This is a genomic window from Sinorhizobium kostiense, assembly GCF_017874595.1.
Taxonomy (GTDB): Bacteria; Pseudomonadota; Alphaproteobacteria; order Rhizobiales; family Rhizobiaceae; genus Sinorhizobium; species Sinorhizobium kostiense.
Genome location: NZ_JAGILA010000002.1, coordinates 275,520 through 302,255, shown reverse-complemented (window position 1 = coordinate 302,255; position 26,736 = coordinate 275,520). Strand labels below are relative to the sequence as shown.

25 protein-coding genes are annotated in these 26,736 nt (G+C 61.4%); 16 read left to right on the top strand and 9 right to left on the bottom strand.

Annotated features, from left to right (window positions below):
• Nucleotides 1–80 precede the first annotated feature (80 nt).
• A complete protein-coding gene (locus J2Z31_RS07870) occupies nt 81–950 on the bottom strand; it encodes an alpha/beta fold hydrolase (RefSeq protein ID WP_209601356.1) in 870 nt (289 codons plus the stop codon).
• Between the two features lie 46 nt (nt 951–996).
• Nucleotides 997–3,075: a lytic transglycosylase domain-containing protein gene (locus tag J2Z31_RS07865; protein WP_209601355.1), complete on the bottom strand. Its 2,079-nt coding sequence runs from the start codon at nt 3,073–3,075 to the stop codon at nt 997–999.
• A 406-nt stretch (nt 3,076–3,481) separates the two neighbouring features.
• On the opposite strand from J2Z31_RS07865, the gene dapA reads away from it, so the two are divergent.
• Both dapA and smpB read left to right on the top strand, forming a co-directional pair.
• Nucleotides 3,482–4,366 (top strand): 4-hydroxy-tetrahydrodipicolinate synthase, encoded by an 885-nt coding sequence (gene dapA / locus J2Z31_RS07860; RefSeq protein WP_209601354.1) that lies wholly within the window; start codon nt 3,482–3,484, stop codon nt 4,364–4,366.
• A complete protein-coding gene (smpB, locus tag J2Z31_RS07855) occupies nt 4,366–4,845 on the top strand; it encodes an SsrA-binding protein SmpB (protein ID WP_209601353.1) in 480 nt (159 codons plus the stop codon). The genes dapA and smpB overlap by 1 nt, the downstream gene beginning before the upstream one ends.
• A gap of 252 nt (nt 4,846–5,097) precedes the next feature.
• Here the strand turns inward: smpB and J2Z31_RS07850 are convergent, their stop codons facing one another.
• Entirely contained in the window at nt 5,098–5,676 is a 579-nt protein-coding gene (locus J2Z31_RS07850) for a LabA-like NYN domain-containing protein (protein WP_209601352.1), read from the bottom strand.
• Between the two features lie 471 nt (nt 5,677–6,147).
• On the opposite strand from J2Z31_RS07850, the gene rpoZ reads away from it, so the two are divergent.
• The 8 genes from rpoZ to era all read left to right on the top strand — a co-directional run bounded on the left by rpoZ (nt 6,148) and on the right by era (nt 13,099).
• Nucleotides 6,148–6,552, top strand: coding sequence for a DNA-directed RNA polymerase subunit omega (gene rpoZ, locus J2Z31_RS07845; RefSeq protein WP_209601351.1), 405 nt, complete (start codon nt 6,148–6,150; stop codon nt 6,550–6,552).
• Nucleotides 6,553–6,655: 103 nt separating this feature from the next.
• A complete protein-coding gene (locus tag J2Z31_RS07840) occupies nt 6,656–8,881 on the top strand; it encodes a RelA/SpoT family protein (protein ID WP_209601350.1) in 2,226 nt (741 codons plus the stop codon).
• Nucleotides 8,882–9,012: 131 nt separating this feature from the next.
• A complete protein-coding gene (locus J2Z31_RS07835; protein ID WP_209601349.1) occupies nt 9,013–9,165 on the top strand; it encodes a DUF3563 family protein in 153 nt (50 codons plus the stop codon).
• Between the two features lie 278 nt (nt 9,166–9,443).
• A complete protein-coding gene (locus J2Z31_RS07830) occupies nt 9,444–9,950 on the top strand; it encodes a DUF2062 domain-containing protein (RefSeq protein WP_234939336.1) in 507 nt (168 codons plus the stop codon).
• Nucleotides 9,947–10,366 (top strand): holo-ACP synthase, encoded by a 420-nt coding sequence (gene acpS, locus J2Z31_RS07825; RefSeq protein ID WP_209601347.1) that lies wholly within the window; start codon nt 9,947–9,949, stop codon nt 10,364–10,366. Before J2Z31_RS07830 ends, acpS begins: the two co-directional genes overlap by 4 nt.
• A gap of 320 nt (nt 10,367–10,686) precedes the next feature.
• Entirely contained in the window at nt 10,687–11,430 is a 744-nt protein-coding gene (gene lepB, locus J2Z31_RS07820; protein WP_209602268.1) for a signal peptidase I, read from the top strand.
• On the top strand, nt 11,430–12,146 hold the full coding sequence (gene rnc, locus J2Z31_RS07815) for a ribonuclease III (protein WP_209602267.1): 717 nt from the start codon (nt 11,430–11,432) through the stop codon (nt 12,144–12,146). The genes lepB and rnc overlap by 1 nt, the downstream gene beginning before the upstream one ends.
• A gap of 8 nt (nt 12,147–12,154) precedes the next feature.
• Complete coding sequence (gene era / locus J2Z31_RS07810; RefSeq protein ID WP_209601346.1) at nt 12,155–13,099, top strand: GTPase Era; 945 nt, start codon at nt 12,155–12,157, stop codon at nt 13,097–13,099.
• 37 nt (nt 13,100–13,136) lie between these two features.
• Here era and J2Z31_RS07805 read toward each other — a convergent pair whose 3' ends face one another.
• On the bottom strand, nt 13,137–14,126 hold the full coding sequence (locus J2Z31_RS07805) for a glycerophosphodiester phosphodiesterase family protein (protein WP_209601345.1): 990 nt from the start codon (nt 14,124–14,126) through the stop codon (nt 13,137–13,139).
• A 645-nt stretch (nt 14,127–14,771) separates the two neighbouring features.
• Here J2Z31_RS07805 and J2Z31_RS07800 point away from each other — a divergent pair.
• The 3 genes from J2Z31_RS07800 (at nt 14,772) to J2Z31_RS07790 (ending at nt 19,017) form a co-directional block, all read left to right on the top strand.
• Nucleotides 14,772–16,028, top strand: coding sequence for an SAM-dependent methyltransferase (locus J2Z31_RS07800; protein WP_209601344.1), 1,257 nt, complete (start codon nt 14,772–14,774; stop codon nt 16,026–16,028).
• Nucleotides 16,029–16,182: 154 nt separating this feature from the next.
• Nucleotides 16,183–18,489, top strand: a complete 2,307-nt coding sequence (locus tag J2Z31_RS07795) for a Tex family protein (RefSeq protein ID WP_209601343.1) — start codon at nt 16,183–16,185, stop codon at nt 18,487–18,489.
• 213 nt (nt 18,490–18,702) lie between these two features.
• Nucleotides 18,703–19,017 (top strand): hypothetical protein, encoded by a 315-nt coding sequence (locus tag J2Z31_RS07790; protein ID WP_209601342.1) that lies wholly within the window; start codon nt 18,703–18,705, stop codon nt 19,015–19,017.
• Between the two features lie 165 nt (nt 19,018–19,182).
• Here the strand turns inward: J2Z31_RS07790 and rkpK are convergent, their stop codons facing one another.
• The 3 genes from rkpK to J2Z31_RS07775 form a co-directional block, all read right to left on the bottom strand.
• Nucleotides 19,183–20,496, bottom strand: coding sequence for a UDP-glucose 6-dehydrogenase (gene rkpK / locus J2Z31_RS07785; RefSeq protein ID WP_209601341.1), 1,314 nt, complete (start codon nt 20,494–20,496; stop codon nt 19,183–19,185).
• A 138-nt stretch (nt 20,497–20,634) separates the two neighbouring features.
• The gene (locus J2Z31_RS07780; protein ID WP_209601340.1) at nt 20,635–21,657 is read right to left on the bottom strand and encodes an NAD-dependent epimerase; all 1,023 of its coding nucleotides are present in this window, start codon (nt 21,655–21,657) and stop codon (nt 20,635–20,637) included.
• 66 nt (nt 21,658–21,723) lie between these two features.
• Nucleotides 21,724–22,056, bottom strand: a complete 333-nt coding sequence (locus tag J2Z31_RS07775) for an ArsR/SmtB family transcription factor (protein ID WP_209601339.1) — start codon at nt 22,054–22,056, stop codon at nt 21,724–21,726.
• Between the two features lie 50 nt (nt 22,057–22,106).
• On the opposite strand from J2Z31_RS07775, the gene J2Z31_RS07770 reads away from it, so the two are divergent.
• Together J2Z31_RS07770 and J2Z31_RS07765 are read left to right on the top strand one after the other, a co-directional pair.
• A complete protein-coding gene (locus tag J2Z31_RS07770; protein WP_209601338.1) occupies nt 22,107–22,589 on the top strand; it encodes an SRPBCC domain-containing protein in 483 nt (160 codons plus the stop codon).
• 13 nt (nt 22,590–22,602) lie between these two features.
• Nucleotides 22,603–22,965, top strand: coding sequence for a VOC family protein (locus tag J2Z31_RS07765; protein ID WP_209601337.1), 363 nt, complete (start codon nt 22,603–22,605; stop codon nt 22,963–22,965).
• Nucleotides 22,966–22,970: 5 nt separating this feature from the next.
• On the opposite strand, the gene J2Z31_RS07760 is transcribed toward J2Z31_RS07765, so the two are convergent.
• Nucleotides 22,971–23,705 (bottom strand): L,D-transpeptidase, encoded by a 735-nt coding sequence (locus tag J2Z31_RS07760; protein WP_209601336.1) that lies wholly within the window; start codon nt 23,703–23,705, stop codon nt 22,971–22,973.
• Nucleotides 23,706–23,903: 198 nt separating this feature from the next.
• Between J2Z31_RS07760 and recO the strand changes: the two genes are divergently transcribed.
• Nucleotides 23,904–24,650 carry a DNA repair protein RecO gene (gene recO, locus J2Z31_RS07755; protein ID WP_209602266.1) on the top strand — a complete coding sequence of 249 codons (747 nt, stop codon included), beginning with the start codon at nt 23,904–23,906 and terminating at the stop codon, nt 24,648–24,650.
• A gap of 42 nt (nt 24,651–24,692) precedes the next feature.
• Here recO and J2Z31_RS07750 read toward each other — a convergent pair whose 3' ends face one another.
• Complete coding sequence (locus J2Z31_RS07750; RefSeq protein WP_209602265.1) at nt 24,693–26,708, bottom strand: PhoX family protein; 2,016 nt, start codon at nt 26,706–26,708, stop codon at nt 24,693–24,695.
• Nucleotides 26,709–26,736 lie beyond the last annotated feature (28 nt).

Sequence of the window (26,736 nt, the reverse complement as noted above, 5' to 3'; positions counted from 1 at the left end):
AGAATTGAACGTTGGACGACCGATTGCGATCGCCTCTACTCCTCCCAGGGTCTTCCAGAAGGGTCAGAAGTTGCGGCCTTTTACGCCTTAACGAACTCGCCGACAGCCTCTTTCAGCCCATCGAGATGCAGAAGCGGCGCATGGCCTTGACCGGGTGCGGTAACGGTGACCAGGCCGGCATGCCGGCGGGTCATCTCCGCAACGGTCGCCTCGCTCAGCAATCTGGAATTGTCGCCTCGCACGACCATGGTGGGGATGCGCGCAAGGGCTTCGAATTGCGGCCAGAGAGGGGTAAGCACGGTTTCGCTGGTGAGACCTTGCAATTGAGCGGCAATCGCCGGATCGCAATCGGGGACCGGGACCCCGTTTTCGTCGCGGAAGATCGCCTCGGCCATCTCGCGCCAGTCCTCTTCACCGAGGATCGGAAACTCGGCGCCGTGCACGGCTCGCAGATGGGCCGGCGCCGCTGGCCAGCTTTGCGGCCGTGTCGCCGCGTTGAGATAGTCCCTTATCTTCAGCAAGCCCTCAAGCTCGATGGCCGGGCCTATGTCGTTGAGAACGGCGCGGGCGATAAGGGCAGGGGCCGCGCCGGCGAGGTGGTGAAGGATGAGCCCGCCACGCGAGGTGCCAATGAAGGTCGCCCTTTCGATGTTGAAATGCATACAGGCAGTGACCACGTCTTCGGCTTCGACGGCGATCGTGTAGCGGCCCTTGTCCGCGTCGCGATCAGACTGCCCACGGCCGCGATAGTCGAGCGCGATAATTTTATGCGCGCCGCCTTCGGGCGAGGCGAGGAAAGTCGCCAGAGAGTGAAAATCGCGGCTGTTGCGGGTCAGCCCCGGCAGGCAGACGATGGGGAGACGCCTGCGTTTTTCACCAATCTCGAAGCCATAGGTTCTGGCGTAGAGCTTCAGCCCGTCGCTGGCGCGGAAATAATGCTCTTGAAACATCGGCTTCCCTTCGGGGTTGACGTCCACTCTGACCCGGCCCCCGAACTCAAGACCCGCGCCCCATTCTCAGGTCCGAGACGATGTCTGCCTTCTGCCCGAGCCGCGACTTGTAGACCTGGTAATTCTCCATCACCCGCTGAACGTAATTGCGCGTCTCCTCGAACGGAATGCGCTCGATCCAGTCGACGACCTCGTCGATGGGCTTGCCGCGGGGATCGCCGTAGCGCGCAATCCACTGCGGAACCCGGCGCGGCCCGGCATTATAGGCGATGAAGGTCAGGATGTAGGAACCGCCGAAACTGTCGATCTGCTCCCCGAGATAATGGGACCCTAGCGTCGCATTATAGCCTGCGTCGTTCGTCAGCCGGCCTTCGGAATAAGCAAGGCCATAGCGGCTGGCCACTCCTTTCGCGGTGGTCGGCAAGAGCTGCAGGAGGCCGCGGGCGTCAGCCGGCGAGACAGCCGCGGGATTGAAGGCGCTCTCCTGGCGGGCGATTGCATAGGCGAGCGCCTTGCCGGCGCCATCGATATTGGCACTGGATGGGATGACGCCGAGCGGGAATGCGAGCGCCGCGACGTCGATGCCGCGGCCGAATGCAACCTTGCCGATCTGCAGCGAGAGCTGGTGGTTGCGTGTCTTTTCCGCGCGCGCCGCAAGGATCGCGAGTTCCCCGGGGCTGGTTAGTTCCTCGGCGAGCGCCCGATAAATGTTGTCCGCCCGCCAGCCATGGCCGGCCGCCTCCAGCCGATCGATGGCGCGGACGGCCTCGCGGCTCTCGAAGCGAGCGCGGTCGTCAGACGTCGGTGCGGGATAATTGACGTTCAGGGTGGACCGGCCAAGTCTTGCGGCGGCGAGTTGGCCGTAGAAGGTTCCCGGATAGAGCGCCGCACTGGCGAAAAAGTCGCTCGCATTGCCGGGGCCACCGGCCTCTGCGGCCCGCCCGAGCCAATACCAGGCGCGCGAGGCCGAAATCGGCCGGCTCGATGCATCGAGAATCCTGCGGAAATGACGCGCGGCCGCCGCTGCATCCTCAAGCCCGCGAAGGGCGTACCAGCCGGCATGAAATTCGGCATCAACGACATCCGTCGCTGCGGTTGCCGTGTGATTTGCGGCGATGCGGTAGGCACCGCGGAAATCTCCTCTGTCGAGCAGTCCGCGGCTGACAATGCGCTGTTCCGTCCACCATTCGCCCGGGTCGACCAAGGCTTCGCTCTCCCGCGGCATCTGCGCGAGGAGCTTCGCGGCCTCCTCGTATTTCTCCTGCCTGCGCAGATATTCGATGCGCAGGAAAAGATGGGCCGGATCGTCGCGCCAGGAAGGATCGACCGCGGCGATCAGATCGGCCGCTTTTGCGCGGCCGCGGATCACGGCCGCCCAGGCCCGGTACAGCGACTGCGCCTTGCCGAGGGCTGCAAAACGCTCCGCCTGATCGACCCGGCTGCGATAGAGAAGCATCTCCATGCGGCGCTTGTGGTCAGCAGTCGTCAACAGGCCGGAAAACTCGGCGAGGATCTTGTTCTCGACGTCCTCGTCGAGCGTCTCCTTGGACCAGGCGGTCCTGAGATGCTCTGCCGCGGCCCCGCTCTTGCCTTCCGCGACGAGTGCGCGCGCAAGGATGATCGCACCTTCAGCGGTTTCCGGGCGGGTCGAGCCGAAGGCGGCGATCACGTCGGCCGCCGGCGGATTTTCGCGGTAAAGCGCGCGTTCCGAATGGGAGCGCAGCGATTTGAGTCCAGGCCAGCCGCGAAGTTCATGCTGCGCTTTGGAGATCTCGAGCGACGGTATTCCCTTCTGACCGGACACGGCGATCGCCCAGGTGAGGATGTGCCGGTCAAGCGTATCCGTTCGCATTCCTTCGCGAATGGCGAGCGCCTTGTCCGCTTGCCGATTTGAGAGTGCATCGAGTCCGGACTTAAGGGCGCCGGCTAAGGGAGCCATTGCGGCCAGGATGGCGCCGGTGGTTTCCCCCGCAACACGTCCGGCTTTGGCCGGAGCGCCCGCCGCTGCAGCGGCCTCGGGCCGGCTCGCCGGGACGGGTATCCGGCCCTCGCTCGCGATCGCGAAGGAGCCCATCATTGCGGCACCCATTACGGTGGCGGCAGACAGAAAAAGTGGTCTGCGCATCAAGAGCCCCCGAGCTTCCCCTTGTCTCACCTTCATTTGGCGCCGGCTTGGCTTAATGAAGGTTTAACGCCCCAACTGCACGTCTCCTCAATGCGCCTTGATTCAAACGACAAGGATATGCAGCAATTAAATGTCTATAGCCGCCCATGCGCGTCCAATAAGACGCGCGGCGCTGACCAGTGTAGATCCGGGCAAACGTCTGATCCCGGCGTTCCACATGCCTCGTCACCGCTCGACATCGCCCCAGGCCAAAAGTAGCGATCGAATTGCGCCGCAACAGACGGGAAATGCACCTTCACGCCGCTTGCCGCAACCATGCCACATGATTATGGTGCGGCAGTTTTTAACCGTCGAATGCGGCCAAAGCGTGGGCGTGTCTTGCCCTTCAAGCCGTCAGGAGTTGTGCATGTTCAAGGGTTCCATTCCTGCACTCGTAACCCCGTTCACGTCCACCGGGGCGCTGGACGCGGATAGTTTCGTCGCGCACGTGGAATGGCAGATAAAAGAGGGCAGCCACGGCCTGGTGCCGGTGGGCACCACCGGCGAATCCCCGACGCTCTCGCACGACGAGCACAAGAAGGTCGTGGAACTTTGCGTCGCGGTTGCCGCGCGGCGGGTGCCGGTCATTGCCGGCGCGGGCTCCAACAATACGATCGAGGCGATCGAACTGGCGCAGCACGCCGAGAAGGCGGGCGCCGACGCAATTCTGGTCGTCACACCCTATTATAACAAGCCGACGCAGAAGGGGCTCTTTGCCCATTTTGCAGCGATCGCGGAGGCCGTGAAGCTGCCGATCGTGATTTACAACATACCCGGCCGCTCCGTCGTCGACATGAGCGTCGAGACGATGGCGGCGCTCGCGAAGGCCTATCCGACGATCATCGGCGTCAAGGATGCGACCGGCAAGATCGAGCGCGTATCCGAGCAACGCATGGCCTGCGGCAAGTCCTTCGTCCAGCTTTCCGGCGAGGATGCGACCGCGCTCGGCTTCAATGCGCATGGCGGTGTCGGCTGCATCTCCGTCACGGCGAATGTCGCGCCGCGCCTCTGCGCCGAGTTCCAGGAGGCGACACTTGCCGGCAACTTCGCCAAGGCACTGGAGTATCAGGATAAGTTGATGCCGCTTCACAAGGCGATCTTCATGGAGCCAGGCCTCTGCGGTGCAAAATACGCGCTCCATCGCCTCGGCCGGATGAGCCGGGTCGTGCGTTCGCCGCTGCTCTCGGCACTGGAGCCGTCGACCGAGGCGGCGATCGACGCGGCTCTCAGGCATGCGGGATTGATGAACTGATGGCACCAAAGGGCAGCGAGCGCACGGTCAGACGAGTTGTGGCGGAAAACCGGAAGGCCCGCTTCAACTACGAGATCGTCGACACTTACGAGGCCGGTCTCGTCCTGACCGGCACGGAGGTCAAGTCGTTGCGCGATGGCAAGGCGAATATATCGGAGTCCTACGCAACCGACGAGGGCGGCGAGATCTGGCTTATCAATTCCTACCTGCCGGAATATCTGCAGGCCAACCGCTTCAACCACGAGACCCGCCGTCGCCGGAAATTGCTGCTGTCGAAGCGCGAGGTCAATCGCCTGCAGGGTGCCGTCAACCGGGAAGGCATGTCGCTCGTGCCGCTCAAGATCTATTTCAACGAGCGAGGTCGGGCAAAACTCGAACTGGCGCTCGCCAAGGGCAAGAAGCTGCACGACAAGCGCGAGACGGCCAAGGAGCGCGACTGGAACCGCCAGAAAAACCGGCTGCTCAAAGAGCGTGGGTGAATTCTGCGGTTGTTTGGAGCGGGTGTCTTTCTCATATCGTGAGCTGACCCATTCCCTCGTGGATCAAGACCCTCCCGTAAGGGGGACGGGTTAGGCGCCTGCGGCTCTCGCCTGCCCACTATCTTGTACCGTTGCGTCTGGTCGAGCCGGTCGCGGCAGAGATGTAGGCGATGTAGCCCAGCCCGTGAGCCCCTGCCCGTTACGGGGAGGGGGTGGGTCGTTCATGGATTGGGAGCGTGATCGTTCGGAGCTTTAAAGCTCCACATCATCGGCGATCGGCTCGGCCGGGCGCGGGGCGCGTTCGGACGGCTCGCGCCCGATCTCGCCTCTGAGCGTTGCCAGGTCGATGAAGTGGTCGGCCTGCCGGCGCAGGTCGTCGGCAATCATCGGCGGCTGGGTTGACATGGTCGAGACGACGGAGACCTTGCGGCCCTTGCGCTGCAGCGCCTCGACGAGCGTCGTGAAATCACCGTCGCCGGAGAAGATCACCAGATGGTCGACCGTCTCGGATTGCTCCATGGCGTCGATCGCAAGCTCTATGTCCATATTGCCCTTGATCTTGCGCCGGCCGAGCGAGTCGGTGAATTCCTTGGCTGGCTTGGTGACGACCTTGTAGCCGTTATAATCGAGCCAGTCGATCAGCGGGCGGATCGACGAATATTCCTGGTCCTCGATGAGGGCCGTGTAATAATAGGCTCTCAATAGATAGCCGCGCTTCTGGAATGCTTTGAGCAGTTTGCGGTAATCGATGTCGAAACCTAGGCTCTTCGAGGCGGCATAGAGATTGGCGCCGTCGATGAACAGAGCGATTTTCTCCCGGGGATCGAACATCACAATTTCCTTTTCATGCCCTGCGCATTGTACCGAGCCGCCCCTGCGGCAGGCCGCGCAGAAAATAGGTGCACTACATTAATAATTGCTGATATTGCAAATAATGTAAGTTAGGCCATTGCATTAATCCAAGCGGCGTATGCTGCCTATTGCAAATTTTAGCAGTTGCTGCAGATCATCCACATTTCAATTTGCGATTGCTGGTGGAGTTCTTGCCTCGCTTCCGCTGAATACAATCAGTATTTGTGGACCTCCGCCCTATGCCTCAAATACCCTATTCTATCATGTGGCGGGCAATGATGTGAGCGCCGGATGCAGGAAAAACTTGAACTTATGCGGTTTTGATTGTATCCGGGCGCTAATTCCAGAAATCGGAGCCGATGGAACCGTCATGCTGCGGCCAATCCGGTTTCGCGTCGTCAATCGCGCAGCGGCGACACCGCCGCGCTTCCAGTCGCAAAGGACAAGGCCATGGCCCGCGTCACCGTTGAAGATTGCATCGACAAGGTCGAAAACCGTTTCGAACTCGTCCTGCTCGCCAGTCACCGTGCACGTTTGATCTCGCAGGGTGCTCCGATCACCGTCGATCGGGACAATGACAAGAACCCGGTCGTCGCATTGCGCGAGATTGCTGATGAGACGCTTTCTCCCGGCGACCTGAAGGAAGATCTGATCCACTCTCTGCAGAAGCATGTGGAAGTGGACGAGCCCGAGCCCGATGCGGCTGCGCTCTCGCAGACGGAGGCCGCTGCTTTCACAGAGGCTGCGGAGGAGGAAGACCAGCCGGAGGCTTTGACCTTCGACCGCATGTCCGAAGAGGAGCTGCTGGCCGGTATCGAGGGCCTGGTGCCTCCCGAAAAGAGCGACGACTACTGAGATCCGTTCGGACACAGCCGTTCCAACGTGTTTTCGAAGCAGTGCGCCACTCCATGATTGGCGCACTTTTTTGTTCGTATGATTGCCATGGAGCCGCCAGCGGATGATGCGCCAATACGAGCTCGTTGAGCACGTGCAGAAGTACAAGCCCGACGTCAATGAGGCCCTGCTCAACAAGGCCTATGTCTATGCGATGCAAAAGCATGGCCAGCAGAAGCGGGCGAGCGGCGACCCTTACATCTCCCATCCCCTGGAAGTAGCGGCGATCCTCACGGAAATGCACTTGGACGAGTCCACGATCGCCGTGGCGCTGTTGCATGACACGATCGAGGATACGACGGCCACGCGGCAGGAAATCGACGAGCTCTTCGGCGAAGACATCGGTGCACTGGTCGAGGGGCTGACCAAGATCAAGAAGCTCGATCTCGTTACCAAGAAAGCGAAGCAGGCGGAAAATCTTCGCAAGCTCCTGCTGGCGATCTCCGACGATGTCCGTGTTCTCCTGGTCAAGCTCGCCGATCGCTTGCACAATATGCGCACGCTCGATCACATGTCCGCGGAAAAGCGCGCCCGCATCTCCGAGGAGACGATGGACATTTATGCGCCGCTCGCCGGGCGCATGGGCATGCAGGACATGCGCGAGGAACTCGAGAACCTCGCCTTCCGACACATCAACCCGGAGGCCTATGAGACGGTCACCAGGCGACTGCAGGAGCTCTCGCTACGCAACGAGGGGCTGATCAAGAAGATCGAAGAGGAATTGAGCGAACTGCTCGAGGCCGAAGGCCTGAAGAATGCGCACGTCAAGGGGCGCCAGAAGAAGCCCTATTCGGTCTTCCGCAAGATGCAGTCGAAATCTCTCTCCTTCGAGCAATTGTCGGACGTCTGGGGCTTCCGCATCATCGTCGACGATATCCCCTCCTGTTATCGGGCGCTCGGCATCGTGCATACCCGCTGGCGCGTGGTGCCCGGTCGCTTCAAGGATTATATCTCGACGCCAAAGCAGAACGACTATCAGTCGCTTCACACCACGATCATTGGCCCGTCTCGCCAGCGCATCGAACTGCAGATCCGTACCAAGCGCATGCACGAGATCGCGGAATACGGTATCGCGGCACACGCGATCTACAAAGATCGCGACAGCGTTTCGGGGGATGCGACGCGCTCGCCCACGTCGAACGCCTATGCATGGCTGCGCCGGACGATCGAGTCGCTTGCCGAGGGCGACAACCCGGAAGAATTCCTCGAACACACCAAGCTCGAGCTCTTCCAGGACCAAGTGTTCTGCTTCACGCCCAAGGGGCAGTTGATCGCGCTGCCACGTGGCGCGACGCCGATCGATTTTGCCTATGCGGTCCATACCAATATCGGCGACACCTGTGTCGGTGCCAAGATCAACGGCCGCATCATGCCGCTGGTGACGCGGCTCAACAACGGCGACGAGGTGGAGATCATCCGCTCCGGCATCCAGGTGCCTCCGCCCGCCTGGGAGGAAATCGTCGTCACCGGCAAGGCGCGCGCGGCGATCCGCCGCGCGACGCGCGCCGCGGTACGCAAACAATATGCCGGTCTCGGCTACCGCATCCTCGAGCGCACTTTCGAGCGGGCCGGCAAGACCTTTTCGCGCGAGGCGCTGAAGCCGGTCCTTCACCGGCTCGGTCAGAAGGAGATCGAAGATGCCATCGCGGCCGTCGGCCGCGGCGAGCTCTCCTCGCTCGACGTCCTGCGTGCGGTCTTCCCCGATCACCAGGACGAGCGAGTCACCGTCAAGCCCAGCGCCGACGACGGCTGGTTCAACATGCGCAGTGCCGCGGGCATGGTCTTCAAGCTGCCCGGCCACTCGAAGGAGGCGGTCGCCGGGCAAAAAGGCGAGGGGCCGGAGGCATTGCCGATCCGCGGCCTCTCCGGCAACGCCGAGGTGCATTTCAGTCCCGCAGGGGCGGTTCCCGGCGACCGGATCGTCGGCATCATGGACAAGGAGAAGGGCATCACCATCTACCCGATTCAGTCGCCGATCCTGCAGAAGTTCGACGAGGAGCCGGAGCGTTGGATCGATGTGCGTTGGGATCTCGACGAGGCGAACAACAGCCGCTTCATGGCGAGGATTGCGGTCAGTGCGCTGAACGAGCCCGGTACGCTTGCGGAAATCGCCCAGGCGATCGCAACGACCGATGTGAACATCCGCTCCCTCTCCATGGGGCGCGTGGCGGCCGACTTCAGCGAAATGCAATTCGATCTTGAAGTCTGGGATTTGCGCCAGCTCAACCACTTGATGACTCAGCTCAAGGAACTGCCAAGCATTTCCCTGGTGAAGCGTCTGTTCGAGTGATAATCGACCCAGGATGAACGGGAAGTCGGATTGCCATGCGCTGGATGCATGGCTGACGATTGATCGCCGCGCTGGTGAAGCAGCGACAGCTAAACTATCTTCGGCTTGGGAGGTAAACGAAGAGGTTTGCCATGTTCAAGCAGTTGAAGAAGATCACCCGTGCCCTGCACATTCCCTCCGTCGAGGAACGCGAGATCGCGTATCTGAACGGTTCCGTCGATCGCATCGACCTCGAATACCGTCAGCATCAGATCGATCGCGGCCTTTTCCGGAAATATTACTGATCCCGCCAACGGAAAGTGCCGCGTTGCAGCCGGGCGTCCAATCAGAGGATGACCTCGTGAGATATGCGCTCGCTGCATGCTTCTCATGCGGATGACTTGCGGCAGGCCCCTCACTTGCGCGCCGCGGGTCTCCCGCCTATCTTGCGCCCATCAAAAGGCGGCCGCCAAAGTGCAAAGGGCCGTCTTGCGCCGATGAGCGGCGCTTTCGGGATGCGATGACGGCATAGATGTTATTCAGGCGGAGAAAACCGGTCACGCTGAGCGAACGACTTCGCGCGATGCTTTGGCCGCGCAAGGGGCGCGGGCGTGGCCTTCGCTACGTTGGCTTGCGCGTCCTGCGGCTGAAATCGTCTCCGCACTCGATTGCCGTCGGGGTCGCGGCCGGGGCCGCATCCTCCTTGACGCCGTTCTTCGGCTTCCACATCGTCCTTGCGGTCGTGCTCGCATGGGTTCTTTCGGGCAACGTACTTGCAGCCGCCATCACCACGGCACTTGCCAATCCCGTCACCATTCCGCTGATCCTGACGGCTTCCTACGAGATCGGCACCGTGATCGTCGGGCCAAAAGACGGGGCGGGCATAGGATCGGCGGAGATCGGTCGGATGGTCGAGCAGATGAACCTCGCCGAACTCTGGGGTCCCGTTTTGAAGCCGATGCTCGTCGGTTCGCTGCCGCTCGCCGTCGGCGGCGCCCTCATCTTCTATCCTCTAGCCTTCCGGGCGGCCTGGCTGTTCCAGAAGCGGCGCCGGTTGGAGCGCAGGCAAAGGTTCGGACAGCCATCATGATCATTGGCATCGGCAGCGATCTCATCGATATTCGCCGGATCGAGAATTCGCTCGAGCGGTTCGGGGAGCGGTTTGTGAACCGCTGTTTCACGGACATCGAAATTGCCAAGTCGGAAGGGCGCAAAAATCGCGCTGCGTCCTATGCCAAGCGCTTCGCGGCCAAGGAGGCCTGCTCCAAGGCGCTGGGTACGGGCCTGGCGCAGGGCGTGTTCTGGAAGGACATGGGCGTCGTCAACATGCCGGGCGGCAAGCCAACGATGCAATTGACAGGGGGCGCAGCAGAGCGCCTGCAGGAGATCCTGCCGGTCGGCCACCGTGCGGCCATCCATTTGACGATCACCGACGATTTTCCGCTGGCGCAAGCCTTCGTGATTATCGAGGCGCTTCCGGTTGCCCCGGTGGAGGGAACGGTTTAGAGCCTTTCATTTAGACGGGAAAGGCTCTAGAGCACTGCTGGGATGCTAGGTACCACGCAGGAGTGCGCGCTCTACTGCATGGCTTTCAAGACATGCAGCAATTCAATGCGCTACAGCGACTGTTGCTCGTCTGAATGGAGGCGCGGGCGCTTGCCGCGCCTCTGAAAAGTCGCACGGCGCTGCAAAGGTCGCTTGAAGCGCGGCATTCCGGCAACGTATAGCATCGCCATGCGCGGTGGCGCGCAGCAGGAGAATTCGGAGGCGGTTGAATGTTGAGGCGCAATACGCCCTCCGGGCAGGACGACAAGGAAGAACGCAGAGTGGCAGAGAAGACAGAAGCGAAGCAGAGTGGCGTTTGGGAAAACGTGAAAGTCATCGTCCAGGCGCTACTTCTGGCCTTGGTCATCCGGACGGTTTTCTTCCAGCCCTTTACGATTCCGTCGGGTTCGATGATGCCGACGTTGCTCGTCGGCGACTACATCTTCGTCAACAAGTTCGCCTACGGCTATTCGAAATATTCGCTGCCGTTTTCGCCGAATCTTTTCAGCGGGCGGATCTTTGCCAGCGAGCCGCAGCGCGGGGACATCGTCGTTTTCCGTTTCCCGCCGAACCCGGACATTGACTACATCAAGCGCCTCGTCGGCCTTCCAGGCGATCGTATCCAGGTCAGGAACAGCATCCTCTATGTGAACGACAGGCCCGTCGATCGTGTGCCGGACGGATTCTTCCGGGCGGACGACCAGTACGACACGGGTGGTGATATCCCCGTCTACCGCGAAACCATGGAAACCGGCGTTTCCTATGACACGCTTGACCAATTCCCGGATGCGCGCGGCGACAATACCCGCGAATTCATCGTGCCGGCAGACCACTACTTCATGATGGGCGACAACCGCGACAATTCTGCCGACAGCCGCTTCGACGTCGGCTTCGTTCCCTCGGAGAACCTGGTGGGCCGCGCGAGCCTTATCTTCTTCTCGCTAGGCAACGGCACTTCCTTCCGCGAAATCTGGAAATGGCCGGCGAACCTCCGCTACGATCGTCTGTTCAAGGTTGTCGAATGATGAAGGGTCGCTCACTGAGCGCGGAGGATCGGACAAGGCTCGAGGCTGCGATCGAGTATCAGTTCCATGAGAAGGAGCGGCTTGATCGCGCCCTGACGCATTCGAGTGCCCGCAATGCTCGAGGGAGCAACTATCAGCGCTTGGAATTCCTGGGGGATCGGGTACTCGGGCTCTGCGTCGCCGAACTCCTGTTCCAGACCTTTGTCGACGCCAATGAAGGCGAGCTTTCAGTGCGCTTGAACCAGCTTGTGAGCGCCGAGAGCTGCGCGAAGGTGGCGGATGAACTGTCGCTGCACGAGTTCATTCGCACCGGCTCGGACGTGAAAAGGATCACCGGCAAGCACATGATGAATGTCAGGGCCGATGTGGTAGAGTCGCTGATCGCCGCAATCTATCTCGATGGCGGTCTGGAGGCGGCGCGGGAATTCGTCCTCAAGCATTGGACGCACCGCGCCGAAAGCGCCGATGCCGCCCGCCGGGACGCGAAGACAGAATTGCAGGAATGGGCGCACGCCAAGTTCGGCGTGGCGCCGAACTACAGAACGGACAACCGTTCCGGTCCCGACCATGATCCCCGCTTCACGGTGACCGTCGAGATAGCTGGCATCCAGCCCGAGACGGGGGTAGATCGTTCCAAGCGCGGCGCCGAGCAGATCGCCGCGACGCGGTTGCTGGAACGCGAAGGTGTTTGGCAGAAACGGTCTGCCGGAAGTTGACGGAAGCCATGACGGACAAAGAACAGGACACGGGCGCTGAGCATCAGGGCGCTGGCGCCAAGCCGACCCGCTCGGGCTTCGTGGCGCTGATCGGCGCGACGAATGCCGGCAAATCAACATTGGTCAATCGCCTCGTAGGCGCGAAGGTGACGATCGTCAGCCACAAGGTTCAGACGACACGCGCCATCATCCGGGGGATCGCCATCCACGACAACACCCAAATCGTCTTCCTGGACACGCCCGGCATCTTCAAGCCGCGCCGCCGGCTCGACCGCGCCATGGTGACTTCCGCCTGGGGCGGAGCCAAGGATGCCGACGCGATCGTGCTGCTGATCGACAGCGAGCGTGGGCTCAAGGGAGATGCGGAAGCGATCCTCGAGGGCCTGAAAGAGGTACCGCAGCCGAAGGTCCTGGTGTTGAACAAGATCGATCGGGTTCGCCCGGAGGAACTCCTGAAGCTGGCGGCTGCAGCCAACGAGGCCATCAAGTTCGACCGCACCTTCATGGTCTCGGCGCTCAACGGTTCCGGCTGCAATGATCTCATGGATTATCTCGCCTCAACACTGCCGGAGGGACCCTGGTACTATCCGGAGGACCAGATCTCCGATTTGCCGATGCGCCAGCTCGCAGCCGAGATCACTCGTGAGAAGCTGTTCCTGCGCCTGCATCAGGAGCTTCCGTACGCATCGCATGTGGAGACTGAAAAATGGGAAGAGCGCAAGGATGGATCTGTCCGCATCGAGCAGGTGATCTATGTCGAGCGCGAGAGCCAGAAAAAGATCGCCCTCGGCAAGGGCGGTGAGGCGGTCAAGGCCATCTCGACGGCGGCCCGCAAGGAAATTTCCGAAATCCTCGAACAGCCGGTCCACCTCTTCCTGTTCGTGAAGGTGCGCGAGAACTGGGGCGACGACCCTGAGCGCTTCCGCGAAATGGGCCTCGACTTTCCGCGATAGCAGCCAGGTGGATCCGTGTCCGTTCGCATGAACGATGCTATTCGCTGTCGTTGGACGCTGCCAGATTCTTGCTCAGCAGAGGACCGATCGCTTCCGCCCGGTTCGTCCAGATATAGCCCGAAAAATTTTCCGGAACGAGAGCCAGGTCGTCGGCGCTGTCGATCCCCGTCGTAAAATCTCCGCCGCCATTGGCGCCGGCCAGGATGATATCGCTTCCCGCCGCCTGCATGCGCGCCGCAAAGCGGTGCGGCCAGCCCCAGAGGAACGGAGCGAAGTTGCCAGGTACGACGATCAGCGTGTCGTGACAGGCCTCCGGCACGAGCCCTGTCCAGCCATAAGCGACGTAGCGGCCGAGGCACGACAGGGTGGACTGCCTGTCATAGCCCCTGAGCCCATCCACCAGGCGCAGCGCCTCCTGTGTCGGGGTCCTGCCGCCGTACACTCCGAAGACCTGTTTGCGCCACTTGGGCTGGATGCGCAACAGCACCGCAAGCGTCGCGCCTTCCTCCCGCCGTTCGCTCTTGAAGTTGATCAGAAAACGGCCATGCGGCAGGGCGTCGAAGACTTCCGTCAGTGTCGGCATCTGCCCTTCGCCATGCCCGCGGAACGGAAAAGTCTTGCCGCCATCGGCCGTATAGCCGTAGCCGACGTCGAGTCGCTTCAGTTCGGACATCGGAGTTTCCTCAGTGACGCCGGAGCCGTCGGTTCGGCAATCGAGCGTCCAGTCGTGGAAGACTGCGAATTTCCGGTCCGGAGTGAGATGGACGTCGATTTCGACGACCTCGGCACCGTTGTCGAACGCCGCGCGCATGGAAGCGATCGTGTTCTCGATATAGGAGTGACGCGGCGGTTCGATGCGGCTTGCCGTGCAGGTCTTCTCGTCGACGCCATCGGGCTTGTGCACCTGATGGATACCGCGATGGGCGAGGACCTTCGTCTCGCCGGCTGGCGGCGTGGCAAGGATGGAAGAGTTGAGAAGCCAGACGATGGCGGCGATGACGAACGCGACCATGGCGAATTTCTTCATCGTGTTTCCTCCTTCGCAACGGCATCGACTGACATGGCAGCGCGACGAAGTTGGTGCACAATGGCGGAAAAACCGCGTACACCTTTTCTCATCCCGCGGTGCAATTTTGCGAACACATGCGGTCGACCCGTAAAGGCCCTACAGGAGGGAGGTAGGTGACGGTCCCGGCCAATGCAACGCCTTGGGGAGAGTTCAAGTGCCGCTGCTCATCGATCGGAATCGATGAAACCTTGCGCGGAGGCCAGAGTTACGCCGGTGTGCGCGAGCCTGATAGCCAACCGCACGGGAGAGGGTCGGCACCGACTGCTCACCCCGGCTCGTTCGAGTTTGCAAAGCAACAAGTACTTGAAGGGCCATAAAAAAGCCCCATTGATAAACCGCCGAACGCCGCTAAGTTAGTGGAAGTTCCGATGGATAGGAGCCCAAGGGGCTGGCCTGACGACATCCCGTGCGCTGCTCCTGCACATCGTGCCGCGCCAGCTTGCCGGTCGCCGTGAGGCTTTCCCGAGTCGGTTTCTCGCCGCTTCTGGACGCGTCCGGCGACGTGTCGCGCGAAACATTCATCTCCTGAAGCCGGCCGAACCGCTGCCCGCTCCATACGGAAGAACCGAGAGGTCCCTTGTGTGTCTGGCGTTGAGGTAGGATATGAATGCAGCATTGTTGAAGTTGCTCCGCCGTCTTGTCCAGCGGGGCAATCTGACGGTTATTTTTTCATCCGGTGAGAAGGTTGTGCTCGGCGACGGCACCGGAAAACACGCTACCGTCCGCCTGACCGACGCCGGAGCGGAAAAAGCGATCCTGTATGATCCCGGGCTGAAGTTCGGCGAAATGTACATGGACGGCCGAGCGGTCGTCGAGGAAGGCGATATTTTCGATGTTCTTGCGATCGCCAAGAGCAATGGGCTGGAAAAGGCGGCGACTTTCGCCAACACGATTGTCGCGCTTGGGCACGTGCTGCGCCAGCAGGTAAAGAGCCGTCTGCCGGTCAACCGCAACCGTTACAATGTCGCCCATCACTATGATCTCGATGGCAAGCTCTTCAATCTCTTCCTCGACGAGGATTGGCAATATTCCTGCGCCTATTTCCATCCGCCGGGCATATCGCTCGACGAGGCGCAGCGTGCAAAGAAGCGGCACATTGCCGCCAAGCTGTTGCTCCAGCCAGGCCAGAGGGTGCTGGAAGTCGGATCGGGCTGGGGCGGCATGGCCATGTATCTGGCCGAATCGTCGGGAGTCGAGGTTATGGGCATCACGCTCAGCGAGGAGCAGCTCAAGGTCTCGCGCGAACGCGCGGCCAGGCGCGGGCTTTCCGATCGCGTCCGTTTCGAATTGCAGGACTATCGCACCTTGCAGGGGCAGCAATTCGATCGCATCGTCTCTGTAGGCATGTTCGAGCATGTCGGCATCGGCAATTACCGCAATTTCTTCCGGAAGATGAAGGAACTCCTGAAGCCCGACGGGGTGATGCTGCTGCACTCGATCGGCCAGGTGTACAAGCCGTGGGCCACGAATCCATGGATCGAAAAATATATCTTCCCCGGCGGCTACATCCCCGCGCTTTCGGAGGTACTCCCTCCTGTCGAGAGCACCCGACTGCTCGTAAAGGATATCGAAATCCTGCCGATGCACTATGCCTGGACGCTGAGGGCCTGGCGCGAGCGCTTCGTGGCGCGGCGCGAGGAGGCGATAAAGCTCTATGACGAGCGCTTTTTCCGGATGTGGGAGTTCTATCTCGCCTCATCGGAGACCGCCTTCCTCTACGACAAGCACTTCATCTTCCAACTCCAGCTCTCGCCGTCGCTTGAGACGGTGCCGGTCTCACGCGATTACATCGAAGCCAAGGAGCGTGAGCTTCTCGAATTCGAGAAGAACCGCCGACGGCTGGAACTCGTCGCCGTTTGAAGTAGTTGCCGCCCCTCGTGCCGCTGCCGCGGTAGCGGCACGAGGGGCGGCAACCCATCTCCTGTGGAGTTCCAATCGGCAATTCTTGCTCTTCCCTTGGCCTACTCCGTCTGCGCCGGTATGGTCCCGCCGGAAACATCAGACGGATTGCAGAATGGCCACGACCGCAAAACCCATCGCCACCATCATTGCAAGCGAGATCAAGGCGACCGCCGCACAAGTCGCAGCCGCCGTCGAATTGATCGATGGGGGGGCCACGGTGCCGTTCATCGCCCGCTATCGAAAGGAGGCTACAGGCGGCCTCGACGATACGCAGCTGCGCGTCCTGTCCGAGCGGCTCACCTACCTGCGAGAACTCGAGGCGCGCCGCGTGTCGATCCTCGATTCCGTCCGCGGGCAGGGCAAGCTCACCGATGAGCTTGAGGGCAAGATTGCCGCCGCTGCGACCAAAGCGGAGCTCGAGGATATCTATCTGCCTTATAAGCCGAAACGGCGCACGAAGGCGGAAATCGCGCGCGAGCGCGGTCTCGGTCCGCTTGCGGAGGCGATCCTCGCCGATCGGTCGATTGCGCCCGCCGACCGCGCGGCAGACTTTCTTGACGCGGAAGTGCCGGATGTGAAGGCTGCACTCGAAGGCGCTCGCGACATCATCGCCGAGAGCATGACCGAGAATGCCGACCTTCTCGGACGCCTGCGCAACTACATGCGCGAAACGGCGTTCCTGCGCGCCAAAGTCGTCGATGGCAAGCACGAGGCGGGAGCGAAATTTTCCGATTATTTCGATCACTCGGAGCGCTGGGCGACGGCACCGGGTCACCGAGCGCTCGCCATGCTGCGCGGCTGGAACGAAGAGATCCTTTCCGTCGATATCGTCGTCGACCAGGTGGAACTGTCTCCGCACAAACCGGTGGAGCGCATGATTGCTGCCGCCTATGATGTCGGCGGGCAGATGCCCGGGGACAAATGGTTACTGGACGTCATCGGCTGGACCTGGCGCGTCAAGCTTTCGCTGTCGCTCTCGCTCGACCTGATGCGAGAGCTGCGTGAGAGGGCGGAGGAGGAGGCGATCCGCGTCTTCGCGCGCAATCTCAAGGACCTGTTGCTTGCCGCACCCGCCGGATCGCGTCCGACGATGGGCCTTGATCCCGGCATCCGCACCGGTGTCAAAGTCGCCGTCGTCGACGGCACGGGCAAGCTCCTGGACACGAGCACGGTCTATCCTTTCCCGCCAAAGAACGACCTTCGCGGCACCCAGGCCGAGCTCGCCACTCTGGTGCGCAAGCACAAGGTCGAGTTGATCGCCATCGGCAATGGCACCGGCAGCCGCGAAACGGAGAAGCTCGTTGCCGACATGCTCGCGCAGATGCCGGCGCCGAAGCCGACAAAGGTAATCGTCTCGGAAGCTGGCGCCTCGGTCTATTCAGCCTCGGAGACCGCGGCAGCGGAGTTCCCAAACCTCGATGTCTCCCTGCGAGGCGCCGTATCGATCGCCCGGCGCCTCCAGGATCCACTCGCCGAACTCGTGAAGATCGAGCCGAGGTCAATCGGCGTTGGACAATACCAGCACGACGTCGACCAGTCGAAACTCAGCCGTTCGTTGGACGCTGTGGTCGAAGATGCCGTGAATGCCGTCGGCGTTGATCTCAATACCGCTTCGGCTTCGCTGCTGGCGCGCGTCTCCGGCCTCGGCAGGTCGTCCGCGGAAGCGGTCGTCGCCCATCGCAACGCGATGGGCCCCTTCTCCAGCCGGCAGGAACTCTTGAAGGTGCCGCGTCTCGGCGCACGCACCTTCGAGCAGTGCGCCGGGTTCTTACGAATCCCGAACGGATCAGAGCCGCTCGATGCCTCTGCCGTGCATCCGGAAGCCTACGGCGTCGCCAAGAAGATCGTCGCCGCCTGCGGCCGCGACGCGCGGTCGCTGATGGGGGACAGTGCTGCGCTGAGGAAGCTCGATCCGCGGGTCTTCGTCGACGAGCGCTTCGGCCTGCCGACGGTCAAGGATATTCTCGCGGAACTCGAGAAACCCGGCCGCGATCCGCGTCCAAGCTTCAAGACCGCGAACTTTGCCGAGGGCATCGACGACATCAAGGACTTGACGGTCGGCATGCAGCTCGAGGGCACTGTGACGAACGTTGCGGCCTTTGGCGCCTTCGTCGATATCGGCGTGCACCAGGATGGGCTCGTACATGTCTCGCAACTCGCGGATCGTTTCGTCAAGGACCCGCACGAGGTCGTCAAGGCCGGTGACGTCGTCCGGGTTCGGGTCACCGAAGTGGATGTGGCGCGAAAGCGTATCGGGCTCACCATGCGCAAGGACGGCGGCGCCGATTCCGGACGTGAGGCGAGAGGAGGTGCGCCAAACGGCGGCAAGCGCAGCCAGCCCGCCCACTCGCAAAAGCCGAAAGCATCCGACCAGGGCGCCTTCGGCGCAGCGCTCATGGAAGCAATGAAGAAAAAGTAAACCCTTTCATGGAACGGCTCGCGCCAGGCAAACGTTACGGCTTCAGGCTCGGGCGTGACGGCCGCAGAGATATTCGTGATTGTTGAAGCCCGTCATGCTCTATGCGTCGACACCGGTCCTCTCGGGTAGGTGTCAGGCGCGATATGCCGGTCTTCGGCGGAACAGGTCAGCGGAATCCTCTTCCGCCGGGGCTCCCGGCGAAGGAGGTGCGTTATGCTATCAAACATGATGCGCAGGCTTCCCCTGGCAATCCTTGCCCTGGCGTCCGTCAGCATCAATTCGCAACCGGCAGCTGCGCAGAGCGTCGTCAACTGCGCCGATCGCACAAAGGTGGTGGAGTTTCTCGCCCGACAATACGACGAAAAACAAACTGCCGTCGGTTTCGTCAATCCCAAGGCGGTGATGGAGCTTTATGCCGCAGACAACGGCACATGGACGCTGATCATCACCGACGTCTCCGGCAGGAGCTGTGTGATCCTCGCGGGAAAGAGCTGGGAGAGCATTATTCCCGTCGGCCCGAAAGCGTGACGGACCCGCATGGCGCTCAATGCATGACAGCGCCCGGAAGTCCGAAATCCCGAGCCTATCGGACCCCCGGTGCCGCGGAAAGCGACTTTATTTCCAAATCGCCGTGGGAACCCTCTGAAGTGAGAGAGGGGTGTGGTGGTCCCACATCCCTCTCTCTCCCAACGGTCAGTCCGGTCGACCGACGCTCGCATAGCTGAAGCCGTGCCTGGTGACCTCGTCCTTGCGGTAGATATTGCGCAGGTCGACGAGCAGCGGCGTCTTCATGGTGGCCTTCAGCCGCGCGAAGTCCAGCGCCCGGAATTCGTTCCATTCCGTGACGATCACCAGCGCCTCGGCGCGTGCTGCCGCCTCATAAGGATCCTTCGCATACTCGATGCCGTCGATGAGCTTGCGGGCATTATCCATGCCTTCCGGGTCATAGCCCGTGACCTCGGCACCCGCGTCCTTCAGGGTCTGGACGATCGCGATCGCCGGGCTGTCGCGCATGTCGTCGGTGTTCGGTTTGAAGGTGAGGCCGAGCACGGCGACTTTGCGACCGCGCACGTCGCCGCCGGTGGCTGCAATCACCTTGCGACCCATCGCCCGCTTGCGGTTGTCGTTGACGGCGACCGTGGTCTCGACCAGCCGCACCGGGCTGTCGTGGTCCTGCGCCGTCTTTACCAGCGCCAGCGTGTCCTTCGGGAAACACGAGCCGCCGTAGCCGGGACCCGCGTGCAGGAATTTGGAGCCGATACGTCCGTCGAGGCCGATGCCGCGAGCGACGTCCTGGACATTGGCGCCGACCTTCTCGCAGAGGTCGGCCATCTCGTTGATGAAGGTGATCTTCATTGCGAGGAACGCGTTGCCGGCATATTTGATCAATTCGGACGTGCGGCGCGAGGTAAAGAGCAGCGGCGACTGGTTGAGGTAGAGGGGACGATACACCTCGGTCATCACCGCGCGTGCGCGATCGCCATTCCCGTCCACGCCGATAACGATTCGGTCGGGCCGCTTGAAATCCTCGATCGCCGCGCCTTCGCGCAGGAACTCCGGATTGGAGACGACCGCGAAGTCGGCCTCCGGATTGGTCTCGCGGATGATGCGCTCGACCTCGTCGCCGGTGCCGACCGGCACTGTCGATTTGGTTACGACCACCGTGAAGCCGGAGAGGTTGGCGGCGATCTCGCGTGCAGCCGCATAGACGTAGGAGAGGTCGGCATGGCCGTCGCCACGGCGCGACGGCGTGCCGACGGCGATGAAGACGACGTCGCTGCCGGCGACGGCGGCCGTAAGCTCGGTCGTGAAATTCAGGCGTCCCGCGGCGACGTTGTGGGCAACGAGCTGGGCGAGACCCGGTTCGAAGATTGGAATCTCTCCCTTCTTCAGTGCCGCGATCTTGCTCTCGTCCTTGTCGAGGCAGACGACGTCGTGGCCGAAATCCGCAAAGCACACGCCGGAAACCAGCCCGACGTAGCCGGCGCCAATCATCGTTATCTTCATCCGCTCTTCCTTTGTCGTTGGATATTCAAGGCTCTTGGGAGGTAAGCCTCATTCCATTGATAGGCAATTAGGACCGATTTTCGACCCACAAATGACAGGGGCCAGCTCTCTTTCTCCGGAAGCCATTTTTTTTCCGAGTCAACTGGCTGTGCCGCCACGGTAATATTGCTCATACCATTGCACGAAGCGCTGAACGCCTTCCTCGACCGAAATGGAGGGCCTGAAACCCGTCAACGCCTCGAGCAGCTCTGGCGAAGCATAGGTGCGCGGAACGTCGCCTTGCTGCATCGGCAGCATGTTGCGAATCGCCTGCCGGCCGACCGCCTTTTCCACCGTTCCGACGAAGGTCATGAGGTCAACCGGTTGACCGCCGCCGATATTGACGATCCGAAACGGCGCATGGCGCGAGAGCGTGTCCTCGGTCCTGTCCGCTGCGATCCGATTGTCTTCGCGGGGGGCGATATGCGAAAGCCGAAGTATGCCCTCGACGAGGTCGTCGATGTAGGTGAAGTCGCGGCTCATCCTGCCTTCGCCGTAAATGTCGATAGGGCGATCGTTGTGGATGGCGTCGACGAATCTGAAGAGCGCCATGTCCGGTCGTCCCCAAGGTCCATAGACCGTGAAGAAGCGGAAGGCAGTCGTCGGCACCTGATAGAGATGGGCGTAGCTGTGGGCCATCAGCTCCATCGATTTCTTCGTAGCCGCATAGAGCGTCATCGGCTCGTCGGCTCGATCCGTCTCGGCAAACGGGATCTTCTCATTGGCGCCGTAGATGGAGGATGTCGAGGCCAGCATTAGGTGCTTCGGGCCGATTTCCCTTGCGAGTTCGAGGATGTTCCACGAACCAACGAGGTTGGAGTCCACGTAAGCCTTCGGATTCTCGAGGCTGTAGCGAACGCCAGCCTGTGCGGCGAGATGGATGATGATCTCCGGCTCGGCAAGCTCCGCTGCACGATCGAGGGCTGCCCGATCCTCGAGCATGGCAGTGACAGCCTTGAAGCCGTTCGACCGCTCGAGGATGGCATGGCGACGGGTTTTCAGCGTCACGTCGTAATAGGGTGTCATACCGTCGAAACCCACCACGAAATGCCCATCGTCGAGAAGTCGCTTGGCGACATGAAAGCCGATGAAACCTGCGGTGCCGGTGATGAGGTAACGCACGACGATATCCCAGATTGCAAGAACCGATCCCGTTCATACGCACAAAGGCGATTGATGGAAAGACCGTTACTCCGACTGCTTGTCGAGGTTGTGCTTGAGGGCAGTCAGCACGGACATCGCCTGGCCGGCATACTGGCTGATCCAGCGGTCGTGAATGGCCTGGATCGGCAACGCATTCAGGTGGTTCCAGCGCTCCCGTCCCTCGCGCCGAACGAGAACGAGGTTGGCGTCTTCCAACACCTTCAGATGCTGCATGACGGTGCAGCGGTCGAGATTTGCGAATTGCTCGCAAATCATGCCCGTCGTTTGAGGAGCCTCCTTCAGTGCGTCGAGGATTTGCCGGCGCAGGCCATTTGCCAGAGCCTTGAAAACAGCATCATCTTTCGAATCGATTGACATGTTATATTTTTATAACATATCATCGAGCGGCACAATGAGAGGAGGACGCCATGCCTTTCGAATTTCGTGTGAATGGACGCATTGCCCGTCCGGTCGGGGAGGTGTTCGACGCAGTCGTCAATCCGGATAAGCTCAGCCGCTATTTCGTCACGCTTGGCGGCATAAGCGGTCCCCTGGTCGCCGGCGCCACGGTCAGCTGGTGGGGCGAAGTCCCTGTGGAGGTGGAGGTCGTCGACCCGAATGAACGGATCGTCTTCCGCTGGGACGCCATGGTCGCCAAAGGGGAAACACCCTATCGGACACGCGTCGAAATGCGTTTCCAGCCGCTGGAAGACGGCTCGACCATGGTCACCATTGCCGAAAGCGGCTGGCGGGAGAACGAGCAGGGGCAGAAGAACTCTTATCTAAATTGCGAGGGCTGGTCGCAGATGCTCGCCTGCATGAAGGCCTGGATCGAACACGGCATCAACCTGCGCGAGGGCTACTATGTCGGCGAGCTTTCCGGCAAGCCGGCACTCGAGCCGCAAGTCTAAGGAGATCTTCAAAATGGCAACCGAGATAAAGGGCGGCTTCAACATTGCAATGAAGGTGCCAAGCCACGAATACGAGGCCGTGGTCGCCTTCTATCGCGACGTCGTCGGCCTGCCGCCATTCGACGAGAAAGAGCCGGCCAAGGGCTTCATTCTCGGCCCGAACCGCCTGTGGATCGATGAAGTGCCGCATTTGAGCCAGGCGGAAGTCTGGCTGGAGCTCTTCGCTGACGACCATGAGCGGGCGCTTGCTCACCTCGCCGCCAAGGGAGCAGTGCGCTGCGATGCCGTGGAAGAATTGGGTGAAGGGTTCCGTGGCGGCTGGATCATGAATCCCGCTAACATCGTTCACTTGGTCCGTGCCCCTGATGCGTGGTAACGCGCTCAGAAGGATAGGAGGGGGTTCTCGGCGGCCGTGCTTGTTGGGGCCTCGTCCGGCAGAACCGCGGCACTCATCGGCGGTTCTGCCTGGATCACGACGACCCGTGTTCCCTCCGGTACCCGGTTGAAGAGATCGATGACGTCCTGATTGAGCATGCGAATGCAGCCGCTCGAAACGGCCGTGCCGATCGACCAGGCTTCCGGGGTGCCGTGAATGCGGAACAAGGTGTCCTTGCCGTCCTGATAAAGGTACAGGGCGCGTGCACCAAGCGGATTGGTCAGGCCCGGTTCCATGCCGCCGGCGAGCGGCCCATAACGTTCCGGCTCGCGCGCAATCATGTCCGAGGTCGGGATCCAGCGCGGCCATTCTGCCTTCCGCCCGATGCGGGCCTCGCCGGCAAACTCCAGTCCTTCCTTGCCCACGCCGATTCCGTAACGCAGAGCCGTACCGCCTCCCTGGACCAGATAGAGATGTCGGTTCGGCGTATCGATGACGATCGTACCCGGTGGTTCGTAGGTGGAGTAGGGCACCTCTTGGCGCAGAAAGCGTGGGTCCACCTTGCTGATGTCCGTCGCCGGCAGCGGAAATCTCTCATTCGGCATCGGCCCGTACATTGCCGTGTAAAAGGGGTCCGGGCCCCGTGGTCGCGCGGCTTGCTGTTTGCTGCTCACGCAGCTGGAAAGGCCGATCGATGCAACGAGGAGGATAATGATTTGCGCGGGGCGGAACACACACATACTCGAAATAATCCCGATGTTGCCAACTGGATCGGAAGGTTCTGCCGACACAGCCTGTGCCTCAATGCAATGGCTTTTTGAATTTGGGCCATCCAGAATGTAGTGCGTGGGACGTTTAGCAGAAAGGGGCTTTCGACTCTGTGCCGGGTTTAAGCTCTCCGCTTGATCGCCTTTGCGACGCGGGTGTATGCCATTTCCATGCAATGGAGCGACGAAGCCATCATTCTCGGGGTCCGCAGGCATGGCGAAAGCTCTGTCATCGCGGAGCTCATGACGGCCGGGCACGGCCGGCATTTGGGCCTCGTCCGCTCCGGCCGCTCGCGCGCGATGCAGCCGGTGCTTCAGCCGGGCAATTCGGTGGAGGTGACCTGGCGCGCGCGGCTCGACGAGCATCTCGGCGAATTCCGGGTCGAGCCGCAGCAACTGCGTGCCGGAAGGCTGATGGAGGCGGCGACCTCCGTCTATGGCATCCAGGCGCTCGGCGCCCTGTTACGGCTTCTGCCCGAACGCGATCCACATCCGCATCTCTACGAGGCGCTCGCCGTCATTGTCGATCACCTGCATGATCCCGCCGATGCCGGCGAACTCTTCGTGCGCTTCGAACTGGCGGTCCTCAACGATCTCGGTTTCGGCCTCGACCTTTCCGAATGCGCGGCGACGGGCAGCCGTGACGAGCTTGTCTATGTCTCGCCAAAATCCGGCCGTGCGGTCAGTCGCGACGCCGGCGCACCCTATGCCGATCGCATGCTTGCCATGCCGGAATTTCTATCCGGCGGACAGAAAGCGGCCGATCATGATAGCCTTGCGGCGGCATTCCGTCTTACCGCCCATTTCCTGAACCGCCATGTCTATGAACCGCGCGGCATCGATGCTTCTTCCGCACGCGACGGGTTCGTCCAGGCGACGCTGAAGGCATTAAGGCCGGTCCCGCCGTCAGCGGCTTGAACATGGAACGGGCGCCGCACGTGTCATGCGGCGCCCACCATTCTAGAAAGACTCGCCATAGCCGATCTTGCCGCCGCCCTGCTTGGTGACGGCGACCACGGCCGGGCGAACCGGCATGTCGTCGCGGAAGTCCGGCCAGCGCGTCGCGGGCTGTTCGTAGGTCGCAAGGCCTGCATCACCCGGATGCTGCACGGCGAGGAAGAACGTGTCGCTCGTCGGGTTGAAGGTCGGGCCGCACATTTCCGCGCCAACCGGGACCCGGAAGAACAGCTTCGACGTGCCGCGGGCTTCGCCCTCCGTGTCGACGGCCCACACGCCGTCCGTGCGGCCGGTCTGCTCCTCGCTGTTGCCGTCGGTGGACACCCACAGCCGGCCGTCTGCGTCGATCGCGCAGTTGTCCGGCATGCCGAACCAGCCGTTTTTGGTCGTTGCCGTCGAGAAGGAGGCGCCGACCTCGGCAATGCTCGGGTCGCCGCACTTGAGCAGAATGTCCCAGCGGGAAGTCGTGGAAGCGAAATCGCCGTCCGTTTCCGTGATCTCGATGATGTGGCCGAAGGCGTTGTTAGGGCGCGGGTTTGCGGCGTCCGCCTCCTCCTCCTTCCGCTTGGTGTTGTTGGTCAGCATCACGTAGACCTTGCCCGTCTTCGGATTGGGCTGAACGTCTTCCGGGCGGTCCATCTTGGTTGCGCCCAGCGCGTCGGCGGCAAGCCGGGTATTGATCAGAACGTCAGCCTGCGAGGCGAAGCCGTTTTCGGACGTCAGCGGCCCTTGGCCGTGGATGAGCGGCATCCAGGTGACCGTGCCGTCCTCGTCGAATTTCGCCACGTAGAGCGTGCCCTCGTCGAGGAGGTCCATGTTCACCGCGCGGTCGTTCGGATTGTAGGTGCCCTTGGTCACGAACTTGTAGACATAGTCGTAGCGCTCATCGTCGCCGCTGTAGAGCACCACACGGCCGTCCTTGTTGACGATCGATTCGCAGCCTTCGTGCTTGAACCGGCCCACCGCGGTGCGCTTCTTCGGCACGGAGGTGGGGTCGAACGGGTCGACCTCGACGATCCAGCCGAAGCGGTTGGCCTCGTTCGGCTCCTTGGAGACGTCGAAACGGTCGTAGAATTTCGACCACGCATATTGTCCGCCCGGCGCCCCGAGACGCTTCAGTTGCTGGTATTCGGCATGATTCTCTGCAAGCTCGCCTCCGAAATAGCCGTTGAAGTTTTCCTCGGCCATCAAATAGGTGCCCCAGGCGGTGACGCCGCCGGCACAGTTGTTGATGGTACCGAAGACCTTCATGCCTGTCGGATCGGAGGGCGTCTTCATACGTTCATGGCCGGCCGCCGGTCCGGAAATCTGCATTTCGGTATTGGCGGTGATGCGGCGATTGTACTTGCCATCGAGAACCGGCTGCCATTTGCCATCGACCTTGCGAATCTCGATGACCGTGCCGCCATGTGCCGCCATCTCGATGTCGACGAGGTCCTTGGTGTAGTCGCCGAGGACGACCTTCTCTTCCTCCTTCCCGTCCTCCATCACCTTTTCGACACGGGCGAAATTCGGGAACATGATTTCCGCATTGGTGTACTCATGGTTGACGACCAGGAGGCCATGATCCGCATTGTCGTCGAGCGGGATGAAGCCGACATAGTCGTTGTTGTAGCCGAACTGCCGGCTCTGGGCCTCGGCGGTCTGCTTGAGCGGATCGAATTCCGGACTGTCGAGAAAGATCTTGTCGCCCCAGCGTAACAGAATGTCGGCATCGTAGCCCTCGGCCACGTGGTGCGTCTCGTCGACGCCCGCTTCAATCTCCTTGAAGTCGAATTGCGACGCGCCGTTCGCTCTTGCCTCTTCTGCCGTCAACAACGCAAGCGGGCTCACGGTCGTCGAGATGGCGGCAACCGCCAGAGACCCGCCAAGGAAGGAGCGGCGCGAGAAGCGGCGGTTGATGATGTCGCCCATCGTCGGGTTGATGGAACAATTCTGGCCGATATCCTCCAGTTCCTCCCTGCGTTCAGTGAGGGTCTTGATTTCGGTTTCATCCGTCGATCCGAGATATTTGTCCATCATGTCATTCTCCGGTTGAACGATAGAA